Below are 20,089 nucleotides of genomic sequence, written 5' to 3'. Positions count from 1 at the left end.
GCCTCTTTCATTTAGCGGCAACGAGAAAGCTCCCGTTGCCATTATTTTAATTAACAAATATAAGCTGTGCTTCACCGTTCATATTTGTTAGTACATAAACATGGTCATTTTTCGCAATGTCACGCATTGTAACAACACGACCATCCTTCACAATTAATGCTGTATCTGTATTGAGTGATAGCGTTGCATCTACTGTCTCCCAGTTACCGTTCACCCATTCACTTGCAGATTGAATCGTTAGTTCTGTTGGTTGATTTGCTTTCACATTGCTAACATTTCCGGTCATCACAATGCCTGCTTCCGTACTGTCAGGGAAGTAAATGGCTTCAATGACACCATCTTGTACATAGAAATACGCATACTCACCTAAATACAACTCTAACTCTGTTTCGACATCTACATTTAAATTCGTGCCATTTGCATTTTCATGTGCAGCTGTTGTATTTGTATAAGCTAACGGTAAGAAGCCATCTTCTAGTTCTGTACCGATATAGCGCCAATTATTGCTGTCTAACTTTAACACATCATATAGCTCAACACCGTAGCCATCAACCCAATCTAGCGCTGCATAATACACGTCATGATCGGCTAAACTCGCTGATGTAAAACCATTCGTTGTCATATAAATCATATTCGCTACTTCTGTATTTCCTTGTGGCTGTGTTACCGCAAATGCTTGCCCTTGTGCCACTAAACTTGTTGGCTCAATTAGTCGCCCATTACGGACTAAAATCGAACCGTCATGATAGTATAAATAATTAAGCGTATTTAAACGCATATATTTATACGCTGTGCTTACTTGCTCAATAATGCCTGTGTATGTACGTTCGCGCATACTTAACACAATCACTTTTTCAACCGTTTCTTGCCCAAACATATTTGTCGTTACGTAATACACATCACTGCCCCGATAATTGCGTAGCTGGTTTTTCGACACTTTCATACCACCAACATAATACGTTGTACGGCTCGTTGTTTTATACGCCTTTAATTTACGAGCGTTCGTTGCTTGGAAATCCCAATTGGCAAACTGTTGCTCCCCGCGAATCGTCATACGGTTCGTCGTGCTCGCAAATAATTGCAATGTTCCTTTATAAATACCGGCTACTTTTTTCCCTTCGTCAGACATACGTAACTGTGATACAGTCGATGATGTAGACGATGACAAACGAATTTGTACGCGGTCACCAACAAATAGCCCCGCTAATGTCGTTTGATTATTCGCTTTGAAATATTGTGTATCACGGTTTAAATAATACTGCGTTTCTTGCTTATTATCTGGCTTTACCGTTACAAACATACCGTACGGGTCAATTTCTGTGACAATGCCCGAAACCGAACGACTATTGGCTGGAATTTGCCCTTCTGTTGACGTATTGCCCTCTTCAAACTCATGTGTTTCGCCTGAATTGTCTACAGATGTTCCGCGTAATTCCGTGACACGCGCTAATGTAATTTTTGCGATAACCGGCATGCCCGGTTTAAATCCTGCAATCGTTGTTTGCGTATTGTTAATATACATATTCGCCAAATCATTCATAAAAAACTCGCGCTCATGGCCGTTTTTTCGCAGAATGATTTTATGTAATTCTTCCCCAATGACATTTTGCTTGTCATCAAGCACATCTTGGTATACTGCCTCTACAAACTCCCCATCAAATGTTGCTGCTGATGCAGTTGAAAATGGCATCGCCAAAAAGCACAACAGTACGAGTAGTAACCCATATACATATTTGTTATTCACTTTTGTTCCTCCTACACATTTGTCAATATGTAAAACCGTTGTACAAACCGCAAAAGCTGTCACGAAAAAACCGTAGACAGCTCATGTTTGTTAGACGGAAATATCGATTGTTTGGCCTAATGTCGGATGCGGTGCTGGTACACTTGTTTCAAGTGACTCCACTAAATCCGTCGACATTTGCTGTTGTGCGTCCATTGCCATATTTGTTACGGCAAGAGAGACATTTTGCATTAAATTGACTTGTGCTAACTGTGTTGATAAAGCTGCGATATCCATAGCTTACACCTCCATGCATTTTGTATCGGCTACTTTCATTAAAACTCTAGTGTTTTTTTGATTTCCTTAAAGTCGCGACCATTCGCCTAAACAATTTCTAAATTACACAAAAAAAGAAACGCACCAAGAAAAATTTCTTAGCACGCTCCTTTTTAATCCTTACATACGTTTTTCAATTTCAGCCCAAGCTTCGTCGTATCCTAATCCTTTTTCTGATGAGAAGACGATTAGTGGGTCATTTGGGTCCATATCTAAACCTTGTCGTACGATTTTTTTATGTTTGTCCCATTTACCTTTTGGAATTTTATCCGCTTTTGTTGCAATGATGATCACTGGAATGTTGTAATGTTTTAAGAAATCATACATCATGCAATCATCTGTCGTTGGCTCGTGGCGAATATCAATAATTTGTACAACTGCTTTCAGTGGCTCACGACCTGTGAAATAGCGTTCAATCATTTTGCCCCAAGCTTCACGCTCACGTTTTGATACTTTCGCATAACCATAGCCTGGTACGTCAACGAAAAACAATTGCTCTTCAATTTTATAAAAGTTTAATGTTTGTGTTTTCCCTGGCTTTGAAGAAATACGCGCTAGCGCTTTTCGTCCAATCATACGGTTAATAAATGATGATTTCCCTACATTTGAGCGTCCTGCTAAGGCAAACTCAGGGTAGCCATCTTCTGGGTATTGGTCTGGTCTAACAGCACTAATAACCATTTCTACGTTATGCACTTTCATTGTTTAAAAACCTCCGTCTAACGCAGCCGCAAGTACTTCGTCTGCTGTAGATACTAATTTGAATGTTAGTTCTTGACGGACGCTTTCTGGAATATCATCAATGTCACGTTCATTATCTTTCGGTAAAATAATTGTCGTTAAGCCTGCACGATGCGCACTTAATGACTTCTCTTTTAATCCACCAATTGGTAATACACGACCTCGCAGTGTAATTTCACCTGTCATCCCTACTTCACGACGAACCGCTTTCCCTGAAATCGCTGAAACGATTGCAGTTGTCATCGTAATACCTGCTGACGGGCCATCTTTTGGCACAGCGCCTTCTGGTACGTGAATATGAATGTCATGTTTATCAAAATAATCTTCTGCTAACGCTAATTTATGCTGTAACGAACGTACATATGTTAGCGCGATTGATGCAGATTCCTTCATCACGTCGCCAAGCTTTCCTGTTAACTGAAGTTTGCCCTTACCTGGCGTAATTGAAACTTCAATTTGCAACGTATCGCCACCTACTGTTGTATAAGCAAGACCTGTTGCGACACCGACTTGATTTTCTGTTTCTGCTTGTCCATGACGGAAGCGATGTTTGCCTAAAAACTCAATAACTGCTTTAGACGATACTGTCACGCGTTTTTTATCCCCTGAAACAATAATTTTAGCAGCTTTACGACAAATCGTTGCGACTTGACGCTCTAAACTACGTACACCTGCTTCACGTGTATAATAACGTACAACATCTTGTACCGCTTCTTCTTTGAACGTAATTTGCGCTTTCTTTAATCCATGCTCTTTCATTTGCTTCGGAATTAAATGATGGCGCGCAATATCCATCTTCTCTACTTCTGTATAACCAGAGATTGAGATAATTTCCATACGGTCACGTAACGGCCCTGGAATCGTACTTAAATCATTCGCTGTTGCGATAAATAGTACTTTGGATAAATCATACGGCTCTTCAATGTAGTGGTCGCTAAACGTATTGTTTTGCTCTGGATCCAGCACCTCTAACATCGCGGCAGACGGGTCTCCGCGGAAATCATTCGACATTTTATCAATTTCATCTAGTAAAAATACTGGATTCACTGTACCTGCCTTTTTCATCCCTTGAATGACACGTCCTGGCATCGCCCCAACGTACGTACGACGGTGACCACGAATTTCAGATTCATCACGTACACCACCAAGTGAAATACGTACAAATTCACGCCCTAAGCTTTCTGCAACTGAACGCGCTAAACTTGTTTTACCTACCCCTGGAGGTCCAGCTAAACAAATAATTGGACCGCGTAATGAGTTCATTAATTGACGCACAGATAAATATTCTAAAATACGCTCTTTTACTTTTTCAAGTCCATCATGGTCGCGGTTTAAAATTTCTTCTGCGTGTGTAATATCTAAACGGTCTTCTGTTTCTTTCGACCATGGAATATTCACAAGCCACTCAATATAGTTACGGATAACGCCTGACTCAGCACTTGCTGTTGGTAATTTCTCGTAACGGTCAAGCTCTTTTAATGCGACTGCCTTTGTCGATTCTGGCATGCCAGCTTCTTCAATGCGCTTCATTAAATCGGATACTTCACCTGTTTTACCGTCGCGGTCACCAAGTTCTTTTTGAATGACTTTCATCTGCTCACGCAAGTAGTATTCTTTTTGCGTACGCTCCATCGCTTGCTTCACTTTTGTGTTAATGGTACGTTCTAAATTTAACACTTCTTGCTCATCATGCAAACGAATCATTAAATCATCCAAACGTTTTTTCACACTTAATGTTTCTAAAATCTCTTGTTTCTCTTGGATTTTAAGTGGTAAATGTGTAGCGATTGTATCCGCAAACTTGCCTGGCTCTTCAATCGCTGTCACCGTTTCAATCGTCTCGGTTGTAATCTTGTTTGACGTTTTCGCATATTTTTCAAAGTACGTTAACGTGGCGCGCATTAACGCTTCCGTTTCTGTATCTTTTTCCGTGCTATCCGCAAGCAATTCTACATCCGCAACGGCAAACTTCGATTCTTCACGATACGCAAGCATTTTTGCTCGTGAAATACCTTCAACTAAAATGCGTAATGTACCGTTTGGCAATTTCAGCATTTGCTTCACAAAAGCCATCGTACCAATTTCATAAATGTCTTGTTGCTTTGGCTGTTCCGTACGCATATCTTGCTGTGTTGTTAAAAAAATGATGCGGTCTTCGTTCATCGTATGCTCTAAGGCAGCTACTGAACGGTCACGGCCAACATCAATATGTAACACCATTGTTGGATAAACAAGCAAACCACGTAACGGTAATAATGGGATATTCGTTGTATTTTTAATTCTCTTCATGTAGGCGTACACCTCCGTTAAATTTCTCACCATAACAATATGTATAGACACAGTGTACCATGACAACTGCATTTCAACACATCATTACACTTGCGATACGTCAAATTAGTAGAAAAATACATTTCGCACAACCATGTGCAAAATGCTTCTCATTTAACGCTATAAAGTACGGGTATAACAGGATACCCACATCATGAAAAATGATTGTATATAACCGATCATGCTCTCACTACTATATAGATAGCTCCGCAAAATCAGCAAAAAATGCAAAAACAAAGCTGACTTCGGACACATTTGTGCAATGCTTGCACAAAAGCCAAAGTCAGCTTGTCATTTGTGGTTTATTAGGCTGAAGTTTTACCTTCTTGCTCTAGCACAGTACCGTCTGCTAACACTAATTTTGGTGTCGCTTTTTCTGTAATTGTTTTAGCTGTAATGATACATTTTGCAATATCATCACGAGACGGTAATTCAAACATCATATCAAGCATCGTCGCTTCAATGATTGAACGTAAACCACGCGCACCTGTTTTACGCTCGATTGCTTCTTTTGCAATCGCAACAAGTGCATCGTCTTCAAATTCTAACTCAACATCATCTAGCTCAAACATTTTTTGGTATTGCTTCGCTAGTGCATTTTTTGGCTGTGTTAAAATTTGCACTAAAGCTTCTACGTCTAACTGCTCTAGTGATGCTAACACTGGTAGACGACCGATAAATTCTGGGATTAAACCAAACTTTAATAAGTCTTCTGGGATTAATTGTGATAAGTACGAATCTGCATCCGCTACTTTTGAATTGTTCGCACCAAAGCCGATTACCTTTTGGCCTTGACGACGCTTAATAATTTGCTCGATGCCATCAAATGCACCACCTACGATGAATAAAATATTCGTCGTATCAATTTGTAGGAACTCTTGGTGTGGGTGCTTACGTCCGCCTTGTGGTGGTACGCTCGCCACTGTGCCTTCTAGAATTTTTAATAACGCTTGTTGAACACCTTCACCTGATACATCACGTGTAATCGATGGGTTTTCTGACTTACGCGCTACTTTATCGATTTCATCGATGTAAATAATCCCTTTTTCAGCACGTTCAATATCATAATCTGCTGCTTGGATTAATTTTAGTAAAATGTTCTCAACATCTTCCCCTACATAACCAGCTTCTGTTAATGACGTTGCATCTGCAATTGCAAATGGTACGTTCAGAATACGTGCTAATGTTTGAGCAAGTAATGTTTTACCAGACCCTGTTGGTCCAATAAGAACGATATTTGATTTTGATAATTCGACATCATCGATTTTCGAGTTTGAGTTAATACGTTTGTAGTGGTTGTAAACAGCTACAGATAATGCCTTTTTCGCACGTTCTTGACCGATTACATATTCATCTAACGTATTTAAAATTTCCTTTGGTTTCGGAACTTCTTTTAACTCAACTTCTTCTTCTACACCTAGTTCTTCTACGACAATTTCAGAACATAACTCGATACATTCGTCGCAAATGTACACGCCAGGTCCTGCTACTAATTTACGTACCTGTTCCTGTGGCTTCCCACAGAATGAACATTTTAAATTGCCTTTTTCATCATTAAATTTAAACAATGTTGGTCACCCCTATTCAAGCAACAATCTTACAAGATTTAGTTTGTTTTATCAAATATATTGATTGCTCCATTTATTTTCACTCATTTGCACATTTGCAAACAATTTTTCACATGCTTTTTTTACTTTTCAGACGTATTGAGTATGTAGCGTTTCATGGGCACAAAACGATGCTAAAAAGAAAATGTCGCTTATATGTATAGTAAGTATTAATTTTATCATTCTTCCACAAAAATGGCACGTATATGTTTTCAAAAAGCAATGGTTTTGCTAAAAATATTACACTATGTATAGAAATAGGTACAAAACAAGGCACGATTGCTCGTACCTTGTTCTGTGTTACTATTTCATGCTTTGCATCACGCAGCAAAATGTCTAAAAATTATTCAGAAATTTTAGCGTTGTCTACTAAGAATTGAACTGTTTTTTGAGGTACTAATTGAGCTTTAATTGCGTCAGTACCACCTAAAGCAGTGATGATTTGCTCTTCAGTCATACCGAATTGAGCTACTAAGTTAGAAACTTCTTTGTTGATATCTTCTTCAGAAACTTCGATAGCTTCTGCGATAGCGATAGCTTCAACAACTAAGTTTTCTAATACACGTTGTTCTGCTTCTGGTTTCATTTGAGCTTCTAATGCCGCAGCATCTTGACCAGTGAATTGGTAGAATAACTCAAGGTTTAAACCTTGTTGAGATAAACGTTGTTCGAATTCACGCTTCATTTGCTCGATTTCAGTATCGAACATAGCAGCTGGGATTTCAACTTTAGCGTTTTCAGCAGCTTTAGCTACTAAGTCAGCACGTAATTGAGCGTCAGCTTCGAATTCTTTTTGGTCAGCTGTAGCTGCTTTTAATTTAGCACGTAAAGCGTCTAAACCTTCAACTTCAGCGTCCATTTCTTTTGCGAACTCGTCGTTTAATTCTGGTAATACTTTTGTTTTGATTTCTTTAACAGTTACTACGAATTTCGCTTCTTTACCAGCTAATTCAGCAGCGTGGTACTCTTCTGGGAAAGTAACTAAAACGTCTTTAGTTTCGCCAGTTGCAGCACCTACTAATTGTTCTTCAAAACCTGGGATGAATGAACCAGAACCGATTTCTAAAGCGTAATCTTCGCCTTTTCCACCTTCAAATGCTTCTTCACCTACGAAACCTTCGAAGTCGATTACAGCTGTGTCGCCTTCAACAACAGTGCCTTCTTCTTTGATTTCTAATTCAGCTTTTTTCGCTAATTCAGCTTCGATTTGAGCTTCGATTTCTTCATCAGTTACAGTAGCGTCTTGTTTCGTTACTTCTAAACCTTTGTATTCGCCAAGCTCAACTTCTGGCTTTAATGTTACGTTCGCAGTGAATGTGAACGCAGTGTCTTTTTGTAAAGACTCGAAATCGAAGTCGATTTCTGGTTGTGCTACTGGGAAAATATCCGCTTCTTCTACTGCTTTAGAGTAGAATTCTGGGATAATTAGGTCTAATGCATCTTCAGCTAAGTATGCAACACCGTATTTTTTGTCGAATAACGCGCGAGGCATTTTACCTTTACGGAAACCAGGCTCGTTGATTTTTACTACTACTTTTTTGAACGCAGCATCTAATGCTTTGTTTACTGATTCTGCTGGTACTTCAACAGTTAAAACACCAGTGTTTGATTCTTGCTTTTCGAATTTTACAGACATGTATATACCCTCCAAAATTAAATTTCACTTGTTAGACAACTTACTTAACGATTAAGATTTGACAACCACTTTAGTATAACACAGATGATTCCAGATTCAACAAATTTCCTTACATCTCAATATTCATACTTATCTCCATACGCTGAATACAGTCAATTAAGTCGACATCCATTTCCTGAATTTTACCAAATAGCATCTCTACGTAGTCTACATAACCATCCAACATTTCGTTTGTAGTATAGCCGCAAATGCTTTCCCAATCAAGCGGATACACATACAATGCATGGCGTTTAATCAAGTCAAGCACCATTTCGAGCTTTGTCGGATCATCATCTAATTGTTGCTCCGCAAGTTCCATTAACGCGCTATATTGCGGCATATCAAATGGTCCGCCTGGTAAATGCGTCGGGTTTATCGTAATCGTACGGTCCTCTAGAGGATACACAAGCTCCACATCGATTTGCTGTTCTGCTAATACGGTTAACAGCATCGCTCGAATAAGTGGGTGCAATGATTCTGTCTCAATATAACGGACTATATGTTGCTGATACGGTCGAATATTTTGTTGAAACAACTGGCTGACAAATTGGTCTTGTTCATGAATATTTAGCGTTAAAAATTCATCGAGCTGCTCATCAATCGTCTGGCGTGTTTGCATGCGTTCCACAATTTTTTGATTTAACATTAAAATACGCTCGATACGCGCGCGTTGTTCTTCCTCTAATGATTGCTGCAATAAACTTGTCGCAAGTGTCGTCACATGCGCATAATCTTTTAACTCCATGCAAACCGTTAAATATAATTCCATGACTTCCACCATCGGAATATTTTTATGTGTCAGCACTTGTTCGCATATTTCTCGTGCATCTTGAAAACGTCTTACTTCATATAAGCAATATGCGTACGCCAATAAAGAATGTGTGCTTGGCTCACTAAGTCCAAACGCTTTTTCAAACTCTTCTACCGCTTGATCATAACGATAATGCTCCGCATGTTCATGCGCGCTATCGAGTATTCGTTCAATCACGCCCGGCAGTAAAATCATATTGCCCTTCTTTTGTAACGGCTCTTTTCGTTTCATTTTCTTCCACCTACTATCTCTCAAACGTCTTCGCTCACTTCATAAACAAAACACTGTCCATCCGTTTCACCATTCGTTATACTCTAAAGATGCAAGTTACACATAAAGGAGTTTTAGAAGATGAACTATGGTTTTATCGGTCTTGGTAATATGGCGAGTGCTATTATTAAAGGCATGTGCCAATCAAATATTTTTGCCCCTGAAACAATTATCGGCATAAATCGCTCTGTCGAAAAAACAAATCAGTTAGTTGAAGCATACGGCATTTCGGCACGATTTTCTACTAAAGAAGTTTTAGAAAGCGCAGATGTCATTATTTTAGCAGTGAAGCCAGATATGCTGGCGAGCGTCTTACAAGAGATGCAAGCGTATGTACAGCCACATCATTTATTTATTTCAATTGCTGCTGGCAAACCGCTGACGTTTTACGAGCATTACTTACCAAACAATATAGTTTTCCGCGTCATGCCAAATATTAATGCCATGGTTGGCGCATCAACAAGTTGCTTCTCTGCACCTGCAACAGCAACTGCCGAGCAAAAACAAATTGTGCGCACATTGTTTTCGACAGTTGGCTCAATCGTTGAATTACCAGAATCACAATTTGCCATTTTCACTGCCACTGGCTGCTCGTCACCTGCATTTACGTATATGTATATTGATGCTATTGCACGCGCTGGCGTACGTGACGGCTTACCAAAAGCAGTCGCACTTGAAATTGCAGCGAGTTCTGTTCTTGGAAGTGCCAAAATGGTATTAGAATCTATCGGCGAACAACATCCATATGACTTAGTCGACCAAGTGTGTTCACCAGGTGGTACAACAATTGAAGGTGTTATGACACTACAAGACCAGCAGTTTGAACATACGATTCACGAAGCAATCCGTGCCGTGATGAACAAAGATGCTGTGTTAAAATAATCATTACACATACAAAAGGCTAGCGAAACGTTACTGGTTTTCGCTAGCCTTTTTCTTATTCTGCTTTAAATACTTGACGCCATTCATCTTTTTTCGCTAAAAACTCTTGTGCAAGTGCCTTTGCTCCCTCTAGGCTATGGCTCGCTGCCCAGCCACATTGCACTTCATTACAAGCTGGCACTGCATCAGCATCTAACACATCTTGTGCCGTTTTTGCTAAAATATCGAGTACCTCTTCATAATTATCATGATTCATCATTGATAAATAAAAACCTGTTTGACAACCCATTGGCGATAAATCTACCACTTGGTCGGTATGATTACGAATGCGGTCTGCCATTAAATGTTCTAACGAATGTAGTGCTGGCATTTCCATATGCTCGATGTTTGGTTGCTTTAAGCGAATATCATATTTGCGTACTTCATCGCCGCGTTCTCCCACTTTCACACCTGCTAAGCGAACGTACGGTGCCGCCACTTTTGTATGGTCTAAGTCAAAGCTCTCTACATTTGTTTTATCTTTCGTCATCATATTGCCTCCTAAATTCACAGAAAAAACGAACTTTTCTCGTTATTCTAAATAGTATATAACTAGTTCACTATGTCAGTAAAGTAAATATTGGAAATGTTGACGTTTCAACACGCTGAATTTTATGTTGTGCCACTAAATAATGCAGCATCGCAACCACTTGTGCATATGTCGAATGGCGTGCTTTTTTATAAATAGCAACGGTAATGTCTTCTAATGTTGCATGACCATTTGCTACCGCTTCATACGTTTGGGCAACACGCTTTAAATGATGTGCTTGCAATCGTTCGACACGTGCAGCAAAATCAGGCACAATTTGCAAATGTCCTGGCAATGCGTGTTGAACACGGTACGTGCGCAACTCTTCTAATGAAGCTAAATATGCACCTAACGGATTTAAAAAATACGGCGTTGCGAGTAACACTGGATTAATGGCTTCAATAACATGGTCGCCTAAAAATAACGTTTCATGCGCTTCATTATAAAAACAGACATGGTCATCTGCATGGCCTGGTGTATACAGCACGCGGTACATGTCATCGCCGAGTGCAATTAGATCGTTCGTTGTAAAGACAACATCTGGCTCGACAATATATGGACGTAAATCTTTATCCGTACTAATTTCACGTAGTGGCATATTGACCCCGTACGTAGCAAATACTTTCGTCGTCAAATTATCGTAGTAACCATGTTCATAGCCGTAACGTAAATGCTCCATACGCTCAACCGTTTTATCAAACATATAGATTGTTGCGCCGTACGTATCACGCAACCAATTCGCACAGCCTAAATGGTCACCATGCCCATGTGTCAATACCACTTTCTCCACAATACGCGTACCGATAATTTGTTGCCAGATTGCTTTCGTTTCCTCATTATGCTCACCCGTATCAAGTATCGTTAATCCCTGTTGCCCTTCAATAACATAACTATTCATCGACAATAAATCATACGGTAATGGTAATGGCACGCGTGTAATGTGCGCCGTAATTCGTTCTGTTTCAACGATTTGAACCATCTCTTCTCCCCCTTATCGGTGCAGTAACTGGTGCTTCACCAGCTGTATATGTTGTGGGTGTGCCGTCGCACGATGCGCATATGACATTGCTTCTTCCACAACATTTTCACAAACTTCTTGAATTATTCCCCAACGATATGCTTGCTGTGCATCAAAACGCTCCGCCGTTAATGCTAAATGAAGTGCCTTTGCAAGCGATGTTGCACGCGGCAAGCTTTGCGTGCCTCCTGCTGCTGGCATCATCCCAATTGAAACTTCCGGCAACGCAAATATCGTTGTCGCTGTCGCAAAACGAATATCACATAACATCGCAAGCTCAATACCAGAGCCAACCGCAAACCCATGCATTGCCACAATCGTTAACTTTGGACAACTACGAATAAGCTCCCATACATCATGTTGTTGACGAATACGCCGCTTCTTTAACACCGATAATTCATCACTAAACTCCTGCAAATCTGCCCCTGCACAAAACCCTTTTCCATTACCACTCAATACAACAGCATGTATAGTTGCATCGTCCTGCACATATAAAAACGCTTCATACAGCGCATCACGCATCGGTGCATCAATGGCATTACGCGACGCTGGTCGGTCTAACTGTATATGTAGTACTGCTCCGTCACGCGTGAGCTGTAATGACATCTTATTCCCCCTTAAACTGTGGTGGTCGTTTTTGTAAATATGCCTCTACACCTTCTAATCGGTCATGGGACGTTTGTAAAAGCATGTATAAATCCATCTCATGTTGCAGTGCTTGATGAAATGTCATATCAACACCGCGTACAATACTTTCCTTCGTATATTGTAGCCCTAACGCCGATTGCTCACATAAACGCTCGCAAAAGGCTTGTGTTTCTTGTGTACTCGCTGACAGCAATGCAAAACCTCTTGCAACTGCTTGCTCAGCTGTTAACGTCGCACCGCCAACGAGCAAATGCATCGCTGTACTATAATCCAGTAATTGTGCTAATCGTCTCGTGACACCGCCAATCGGTATTTCTTTTTGCTGCAATGCCTCACTATAAAACTCCGTATGTGGTTGAATAAAACGAAAATCCGCCAAGCAAGCAAAGGCTAAACCGTAGTGACCACATTTGCCTTCAATGTCCATGACAATCGGTTGGCGAATGCGTACCCATGCTTCGCATAACCGACTAAATTGTCGTGATAATTGATAATCAACAATATCGGTTTCGTCATGCGCCACACTATGCCAAAAACGTGGTGCTTCACTACGAACGTGCACAACCGAAATCGTTTCGTCATATTGAATTTGCTGGGCAATATCACGCAGCGCGACAATCATCGTCACATCTAAAAACGGCTGCGTTAACGTAATCGTCAGCAAGGCACCTGTTTTTTGTTGTTGTATCATACTGTTTCACCTCGCTTATACAGCGTATTATGGGCGCCAAGTGTAGGTGCTTCATGCAATTCTTCAGGAAGCTCCGCACATTCATAAAAAAAGGCTCCTCGTTTTGTGCGGTTTTCTACTAATCGACCACACACAGTTTTCACAGACGAGGCACTTAATGAACGCTGTTTCGGGGCGCGCTCATATAACGCATTACCAAGCATCGTCACCGCCACTTCATATTGCGACACATCAATGCGTTTGACCGTACCTCGTGTTTTTGCGCTGTACAACGCAAACATAGTCGCCACTGCTCCGAAAATACCTGCCGCAAAGTCACTGACCGAAAACCCAGGAAGCCACGGTGTTTCACCGTAGCCCGTTATACTAGCAAGCCCCCCCATTGCTTCAAGCGTTGGACCATAACCGACATAATCTTTATAGTCACCCGTTTGCCCGAATGCCGATAACGACGTAATATGTAACGATGGATTCACTGCATGCAGCGCAGCAGCTGTATAGCCAAAGTTCTCCATCACACGCGGACTGAAATTTTCAATTAAAATATCCGCTGTGCGTACAAGCTCTTCAAACTGCACTTTATCCTCTTGTTGCTGTAAGTTTAGCGTAATCGCCTTTTTATTGCGGTTCAGCTCTTGGAAAAACGGCGCAAATGACCCTTGTTCTTTGCGAATGCCATCCGGTCGATGAGGCGCTTCAATTTTGATAACCTCTGCACCTAAATCCGCAAATAAACGACTACAATAAGGTCCTGCCCACATCGACGTTAAATCGAGTATCCGTAGTTTGCGCATCGGTTTATGGACAGGTGCTTGCACCGTTAACACACGCTCTTTCCACGGAATGCGCCGTTTAAAATAACCACGCTCCTGCAGTTGCGGACACGCTCGTACTTGCTCCGGTGTTTGCACTTTCGCGAACGGCAGTCGAAATGCTTGTCCGACGAAAAAAAGCTCGTCGGCGAGTTGTGGACGTGCCCATGCTGCCAATTGTTGTTCAATCACTTGTCGATTTTTAGCGCGACCATCGTCTGTGTTATACGCGTCATTTTCCACCTCTGCCCAACGCGCTAATAACTCCCACTTTTCCGCTGTTGGTGCGCCAATAAAAATAAAGTCTTGCTGTGCTTTTGTAATAAACATCGGAATTAAGCCTTGGTGTCGATTGCCATTTCTTCGACGTTCTGCGCGCTTATGTACATACTGTGTTGCCGCTCCTTCTAACGCACTGACAAGAATTTCTTCGCTATAGATGGTTAATGGTGTACGAATTTCTTCGTACAGTGCAACCCCAATTAAAAACGCGGTATGTGCACCAATAACGACCGATGCAGGTGCACCACCAATAATGAGTGCATCATCGTCTGACTTCCCGGTTAAGCTCGCCCAACCGTGGTCTGCCTGTAGCATTTCTTCGGTCGCTTCAAGCGCATTGCCGATTTGTAAAAAGCAATGCAGCGCGGTTTTCTGTGCGCGTTTTACAAACTGCTGCGTATGCATATCTGTCGCGCTATCCATCAACACAACATCAAAAGGTTGCAGCAAAATCGTCATCAGCTCATCCGTTTCATGCAGCTTTTTTTGCGCGCACGTAAACGGGCTAGCATCCGCTGGCAACGCGACAATTTTATGAACGGTCGCACCATTCATCGCCAATAATCCCCCTGCATAACTACCTGCTACACTACGGGTTAATTCAAGCACGCGCACATGCTGTAGTGACTCATTCATCCGATCACCTCTTTAATCTGCGGTTGGCAATGCTGCTGGCTTTTTCAGCTCCATTGGCTGATTACAACATGTGACACTGCCTTCTCCTGCTTTTGTACATAAAATTTCTGTCCCACAAACGCGACATTCAAAGCGTTTGCCTAATTGATTTGCCATTCTCAATGCCCCCTTTACTTTTTTGTCAATGCCTGACCGCAACATGTTAATGTCGCCTCTCCTGCCTTCGTGACAATAAATTCACTTTTACACGTTTCACATACTAATTTTGTGCCCATTTTCATGCGTTATTCACCTCATTTTTATGTGTTTCATTCGATCGTTTCGGATTATTCTTCTGTTTGACAAGCAAGCTGTTGTAAACGTCGTCGGTCAATTTTGCCAGTAGCATTTAACGGCATCTCCGTTAAACGAATCCATTGTTGTGGTACTTGAAAGCTTGCCATGTATCCTTTCACATATGCTTGTAACGCCTCATCACATACATCATCGTTACAAATAATTGCCGCTGCAACGCGCTGTCCCCATCTCGCATCCTCTACACCAAACACAATCACCTGTTCAATCGCTTCATGCTGTAGAAGTACCGCTTCAATTGACTGTGGCATAATGTTCTCACCACCGCGCACAATGACATCACTACTACGGCCCGTTATAAACAAATACCCATCTTCATCGACATAACCAACATCATGTGTCACAAACCATTCTGTAGGCAATGTATGCGCGTAATGATTTAACCGACTTGTTGCTACTTCAATGATGCCTTCTTCGTTTGGCAAACAGATGGTATCACCGCGGCGAATACGAATGATAACATCTTCAACCACACGTCCAACCGATGCTAAACGGCGCTCTTTTTGCGCGCGATTTCCAATGTGCAACTGATGGTCTTCCGGGGCTAATACCGCAATCGTTGCCGTCGTTTCTGTTAAGCCAAAAGCATTGGAAAACGCAATATGCGGCAAACGCTCAATTGCCTGCCGAATTAATGTCACAGGCATCGGCGCGCCCCCATATGTCATATGTGTAAGCGACGTGCAACATGTTTCTAGTTGCGGATGTTGCAGTAGATCATAAAGCATCGTCGGCACAACAAATGTGTGCGTCACATGCTCTTGCTGAATCGTTTGTAGCCATGTTTGTGCATGAAAGCCTTCTTGCATAATAACTGTACGCCCTGCAAAGAGTGCATTCAGTACTGCTGTCAAACCTGTAATATGGAAAAGGGGTACGGTATTCAAATATACTCCTTTATCCGTACCATCTATCGTGTCTTGATGATTCAAAATATAGCCGCTCAACACTTCATGGAATATTCGGACTTTTTTAGGTGTGCCACTTGAACCACTTGTATATAAATAAAAGGCAACTTCATATTCGCGCTCCTCATACTGCCCTGAAAGAAACTGGTCTTGCCCTACTACAAATGCTGGCACAGCAAATGAAAAATCGCGATAACGCTGCTCCGTTATGACATACTGCGCGTCCTGTAAAAACACATCGAGTTCTTGCTGCGACGAACGATTATTAATCGGCATCGCGATAACGCCACTTGCCCAGCAACCTAAAATAGCCGCCATATATTGTGTGCTATTCGTAAGCAAGATTGCAACGGTATCACCTACTGCAACGACTTGCTGCAAATGCCTTGCATATTGCTGTGCGCGCTCTAATAACGCTGCATATGTCCACGCGTGCCGTTCATCCTTTATTGCTAACTGCTCAGGGGCAATGCTCGCTGGAATTGTCACTACGAATAAACCGTTCATACAACACCTCCCTACGTACTATCATATCGAACTTTTTCCGATGTGCAAAGAAGGGGATGTCGCAAATTATCGACATCCCCTTGTCATTATTATTTTGCACGAAGCTGTTTCAATTGCTGTGTGATCTCTTGAAACTTCTGGTCTAACACATCATATTGTACGTCATTCCGCGAAATTACACTTAATTTCCCAAGAATATATTGTAACTCAGTCTCTAACGCTAACTGACGCGCTTGAGACGTTTCTTGCGGCGCAGCAGTTGGATAATGAATTGTGCGTTGGCGAATTTCCCATGCTTCTGTTGTTACTTTTTCTCGAAAATAACGGTCATGTGATACGACAATAATCGTGCCACGATATTGATTCAAAGTTTCTTCAAATTGTTCACGTGATGGCAAGTCTAAATGGTTTGTCGGCTCGTCTAATACTAAACAATCTGTCCCTGCTACTATATAATGCATCAATTTTAGTTTGACACGTTCGCCCATACTCATCTTCGAAATCGGTGACTGCCACTGTACCGCATGAAATCCAAGCTGATGCATGAATGTTTGAACCATACCACGTGCTTCGAATGTTTGTTGCTGAAAGAGCTGGGCAGGCGTTTGCGTATCATCTAAATCAAACACTTGCTGTGATAAATACCCGACCGTCACAGATGGCGAACGCCAAACTTCTCCGCTTGTCGGTTCTTCTTGTTGAAGTAGTAACCGCAAGAAAGTTGATTTTCCTGCCCCATTCATGCCAGTAAGTGCTATTCGTTGCCCATGTAAAATATGACCGGTGATATTTGTTAAAATCGTCTTGTCGTTATATTTTTTCGAAACATCTTGCCATGTAAATAAACGTTTCCCTCCTTGTTCTGTATGCCGTAGTTCAAAATGTACACGATGCTCCGGCACAACAGCCGTGACTTCGCTTGTTGCCAGCTCCTTTTCCAGTCGACGTCGTTTCGATTTAATTTGAGCATCCATCCGCTTTGCTGATAAACGATAATATTCTTTTGCGCCTTCCTGCTTTGTTGAATCGCGATGTGCGCTGTTAGACCACCCTGTTAACTGTGCTATTTCTTGCTCAATACGCTGTTTTTTCTGTTGTTGCTTATGATATGCACGCTGTTGCGTTTCACGACGCTTTCGCCGCACTTGCTCATAATGACTATAATTCCCTATTTGTTCATATACTGTGCCATCTTCAAGTGCCCATATTTTTGTCGCCACCTCATCTAAAAAGTAACGGTCATGCGACACAATAATAACGCTTCCTTTATTATATAAACGTATTTCCTTCACTAAACGCTTAAGCGATACTTCGTCTAAATGATTTGTCGGCTCGTCTAGCAATAGCAACGAGGCTTGTGTTAAAAAGCCATTCACAAGTCGATACTTTAACTGTTGTCCGCCACTCATTGCACTGTACGCAATATCCGGCACATGCCATTTTCGGTGCATCGATGTGTATACAGTCGTTTCTACATGCGCTACTTCCTGAGCTACTTCTGTGACTGATTGCTTCTGAAACCATTGTATTTGCCCTGCTGTCGGTTGGAGCGCTCCGGTTAATAACGATAACAACGTAGACTTTCCTGCACCATTTTTGCCGATAATGCCAATGACTTCTCCTGCTTGTATTGATACCGAAACATGCTGTAATAACGCTTCCTCATCGTAGCTAAATGCTACATCATTTGCTTTCATCCATTCCATTTATATTCACCTCGGTTTGGATTAGCCACACCATTCGTTAGTTCAACAAAAAAATCCTACCGCGTATCGCGATAGGATTAGAAAATATGCGCAACCAAAAATTGCACACAAAGCCGATAAAGAAAAAATGGGCATACTAATCCTATTTGTTCGTTGCTGAAAAATTTTTCAAATACGTGACAAAATAGATTAGTTAATCATCGTCCACCCATCATTCCTTTCTATTAAAGTCTCATTAGTATAACAGCTTTGCAATAAATTGCAATTGCCGTACACTAAAGAAAAGGAGTGAAGCTTATGAAAACAATTGTTATTACTGGCGCAGCACAAGGGATTGGCTACGGCATTGCCCATGCATTTGCACTAGCAGGTCACCACGTGATTTTGACCGATATAAACGAGCAACAAGGGACGCAAGCATTATGTACTCTTACACAACAAGGGTTTAATGCTTCCTTTTATACGCTCGATGTGACCGATACTGACGCCATTGAACAGCTTTTTGCACAAATTGCCGAGCGCTTCGGTACAATTGATGTCTTGATTAACAATGCAGGAGTTAGCACATGGCATGACCCACTTACGCTACCGATTGAACAATTTGATACCGTTTTTCAAACGAATGCGCGCAGTGTGTTTGCATGCTCGCGTGAAGCTGCTAAATATATGAAAGCTACAGGCGGTGCGATCATTTCAATGGCATCCACCCGCGCCTTTATGTCTGAGCCACATTCTGAAAGCTACGCTGCGTCAAAGGGAGCAATCGTTGCACTTACGCATGCACTTGCTGCCTCGTTTGCCGATTATCGTATTACCGTAAACTGCATTTCTCCTGGTTGGATTGAAACAGCAGACTACGCAAATTTACGAGACATCGACCATCAACAGCATTTCTCGCGCCGCGTCGGCACAGTCGAAGATATTGCAAATATGTGCTTGTTCTTAAGTGATGTCCGCAATAATTTTATTACTGGACAAAACATCACAATCGACGGCGGTATGACGAAGAAAATGATATATGAGCAGTAACATTTGCTGCAAAAAAGGTACGAGAAACACTAATATTTCTCGTACCTCTTATATAGAAATCGATTCAACTACTTACTTCACAATAAAAATAATTAACTGAGGATGACTCTTCAAAAAATGTTGCACCACTTCTTCTGCTAATTGCACACTGCGCTCAGCTGGAAAACCTGCTTGTTCACTGCAAAATACCGGCACAGCAATCGACTGGATGCGCTGAGTCACCGCATCTTGTAACACACGTGCATAACAAAGAGAAATCGCTTCCTCTCCGTGTTCTATCCATTCAGGTGTCACGACATGAAAAATCCATTTCACATGTAAACGATACCCTTGCGTCACTAAAATTTCATCCGCATGCAGTGGCGCTAACTTCGTACAATCTTGCTGTAACGCTGGACCTGCATGCTCGGCAATACGGGCACTTACCCCATCTGTAAACTGCATCACAACATTCGTTGGATTTACAACAGCTTCTACATTTAGCGATTCAATCGGTACATCAATGATTTCATAAGGCATAGAAAATCCCCTCCGTTTACGTCTTATAATCAGTGTAA

General features: G+C 41.5%; 19 protein-coding genes. 2 read left to right on the top strand and 17 right to left on the bottom strand.

The window, feature by feature from the left end:
* Positions 1 to 46: 46 nt before the first annotated feature.
* The 7 genes from A6M13_RS00855 to A6M13_RS00825 all read right to left on the bottom strand — a co-directional run bounded on the left by A6M13_RS00855 (position 47) and on the right by A6M13_RS00825 (position 9,452).
* A complete protein-coding gene (locus A6M13_RS00855; RefSeq protein WP_066542222.1) occupies positions 47 to 1,744 on the bottom strand; it encodes a hypothetical protein in 1,698 nt (565 codons plus the stop codon).
* Between the two features lie 90 nt (positions 1,745 to 1,834).
* The gene (locus A6M13_RS00850; protein ID WP_066542221.1) at positions 1,835 to 2,020 is read right to left on the bottom strand and encodes a YjfB family protein; all 186 of its coding nucleotides are present in this window, start codon (positions 2,018 to 2,020) and stop codon (positions 1,835 to 1,837) included.
* Positions 2,021 to 2,179: 159 nt separating this feature from the next.
* The gene (gene yihA / locus A6M13_RS00845) at positions 2,180 to 2,761 is read right to left on the bottom strand and encodes a ribosome biogenesis GTP-binding protein YihA/YsxC (RefSeq protein ID WP_066542220.1); all 582 of its coding nucleotides are present in this window, start codon (positions 2,759 to 2,761) and stop codon (positions 2,180 to 2,182) included.
* Positions 2,762 to 2,764: 3 nt separating this feature from the next.
* Complete coding sequence (lon, locus tag A6M13_RS00840; RefSeq protein ID WP_066542219.1) at positions 2,765 to 5,089, bottom strand: endopeptidase La; 2,325 nt, start codon at positions 5,087 to 5,089, stop codon at positions 2,765 to 2,767.
* A gap of 344 nt (positions 5,090 to 5,433) precedes the next feature.
* Complete coding sequence (clpX, locus tag A6M13_RS00835) at positions 5,434 to 6,696, bottom strand: ATP-dependent protease ATP-binding subunit ClpX (protein ID WP_066542218.1); 1,263 nt, start codon at positions 6,694 to 6,696, stop codon at positions 5,434 to 5,436.
* Between the two features lie 382 nt (positions 6,697 to 7,078).
* Positions 7,079 to 8,371, bottom strand: coding sequence for a trigger factor (tig, locus tag A6M13_RS00830; protein WP_066542217.1), 1,293 nt, complete (start codon positions 8,369 to 8,371; stop codon positions 7,079 to 7,081).
* A 109-nt stretch (positions 8,372 to 8,480) separates the two neighbouring features.
* Positions 8,481 to 9,452, bottom strand: a complete 972-nt coding sequence (locus A6M13_RS00825) for a tetratricopeptide repeat protein (protein WP_066542216.1) — start codon at positions 9,450 to 9,452, stop codon at positions 8,481 to 8,483.
* A gap of 120 nt (positions 9,453 to 9,572) precedes the next feature.
* Here A6M13_RS00825 and proC point away from each other — a divergent pair, with 120 nt between their 5' ends.
* Complete coding sequence (gene proC, locus A6M13_RS00820; RefSeq protein WP_066542215.1) at positions 9,573 to 10,373, top strand: pyrroline-5-carboxylate reductase; 801 nt, start codon at positions 9,573 to 9,575, stop codon at positions 10,371 to 10,373.
* A gap of 55 nt (positions 10,374 to 10,428) precedes the next feature.
* Here proC and A6M13_RS00815 read toward each other — a convergent pair whose 3' ends face one another.
* The 9 genes from A6M13_RS00815 to abc-f form a co-directional block, all read right to left on the bottom strand.
* A complete protein-coding gene (locus tag A6M13_RS00815) occupies positions 10,429 to 10,902 on the bottom strand; it encodes an S-ribosylhomocysteine lyase (RefSeq protein ID WP_066542214.1) in 474 nt (157 codons plus the stop codon).
* Positions 10,903 to 10,972: 70 nt separating this feature from the next.
* Entirely contained in the window at positions 10,973 to 11,920 is a 948-nt protein-coding gene (locus A6M13_RS00810; RefSeq protein WP_066542213.1) for an MBL fold metallo-hydrolase, read from the bottom strand.
* Between the two features lie 12 nt (positions 11,921 to 11,932).
* Positions 11,933 to 12,565 carry an enoyl-CoA hydratase/isomerase family protein gene (locus A6M13_RS00805; RefSeq protein ID WP_066542212.1) on the bottom strand — a complete coding sequence of 211 codons (633 nt, stop codon included), beginning with the start codon at positions 12,563 to 12,565 and terminating at the stop codon, positions 11,933 to 11,935.
* A 1-nt stretch (position 12,566) separates the two neighbouring features.
* On the bottom strand, positions 12,567 to 13,298 hold the full coding sequence (locus tag A6M13_RS00800; protein ID WP_066542211.1) for an enoyl-CoA hydratase/isomerase family protein: 732 nt from the start codon (positions 13,296 to 13,298) through the stop codon (positions 12,567 to 12,569).
* Positions 13,295 to 15,028, bottom strand: a complete 1,734-nt coding sequence (locus A6M13_RS00795; RefSeq protein WP_066542210.1) for a CoA transferase — start codon at positions 15,026 to 15,028, stop codon at positions 13,295 to 13,297. The genes A6M13_RS00800 and A6M13_RS00795 overlap by 4 nt, the downstream gene beginning before the upstream one ends.
* A gap of 12 nt (positions 15,029 to 15,040) precedes the next feature.
* Positions 15,041 to 15,184: a desulfoferrodoxin gene (locus tag A6M13_RS15940; RefSeq protein ID WP_141680881.1), complete on the bottom strand. Its 144-nt coding sequence runs from the start codon at positions 15,182 to 15,184 to the stop codon at positions 15,041 to 15,043.
* A gap of 14 nt (positions 15,185 to 15,198) precedes the next feature.
* Entirely contained in the window at positions 15,199 to 15,303 is a 105-nt protein-coding gene (locus A6M13_RS16670) for a hypothetical protein (RefSeq protein WP_425393899.1), read from the bottom strand.
* 51 nt (positions 15,304 to 15,354) lie between these two features.
* Positions 15,355 to 16,797, bottom strand: coding sequence for a class I adenylate-forming enzyme family protein (locus tag A6M13_RS00790; RefSeq protein ID WP_066542209.1), 1,443 nt, complete (start codon positions 16,795 to 16,797; stop codon positions 15,355 to 15,357).
* 89 nt (positions 16,798 to 16,886) lie between these two features.
* Positions 16,887 to 18,503: a ribosomal protection-like ABC-F family protein gene (abc-f, locus tag A6M13_RS00785; protein ID WP_066542208.1), complete on the bottom strand. Its 1,617-nt coding sequence runs from the start codon at positions 18,501 to 18,503 to the stop codon at positions 16,887 to 16,889.
* A gap of 297 nt (positions 18,504 to 18,800) precedes the next feature.
* Between abc-f and A6M13_RS00780 the strand changes: the two genes are divergently transcribed.
* Entirely contained in the window at positions 18,801 to 19,532 is a 732-nt protein-coding gene (locus A6M13_RS00780) for an SDR family NAD(P)-dependent oxidoreductase (RefSeq protein WP_141680879.1), read from the top strand.
* A 72-nt stretch (positions 19,533 to 19,604) separates the two neighbouring features.
* Here A6M13_RS00780 and A6M13_RS00775 read toward each other — a convergent pair whose 3' ends face one another.
* Positions 19,605 to 20,051, bottom strand: a complete 447-nt coding sequence (locus A6M13_RS00775) for a macro domain-containing protein (protein ID WP_066542206.1) — start codon at positions 20,049 to 20,051, stop codon at positions 19,605 to 19,607.
* Positions 20,052 to 20,089: the final 38 nt, after the last annotated feature.

Source organism: Caryophanon tenue, from assembly GCF_001700315.1.
Taxonomy (GTDB): Bacteria; Bacillota; Bacilli; order Bacillales_A; family Planococcaceae; genus Caryophanon; species Caryophanon tenue.
This window is presented reverse-complemented; position numbering and strand designations above follow the sequence as displayed.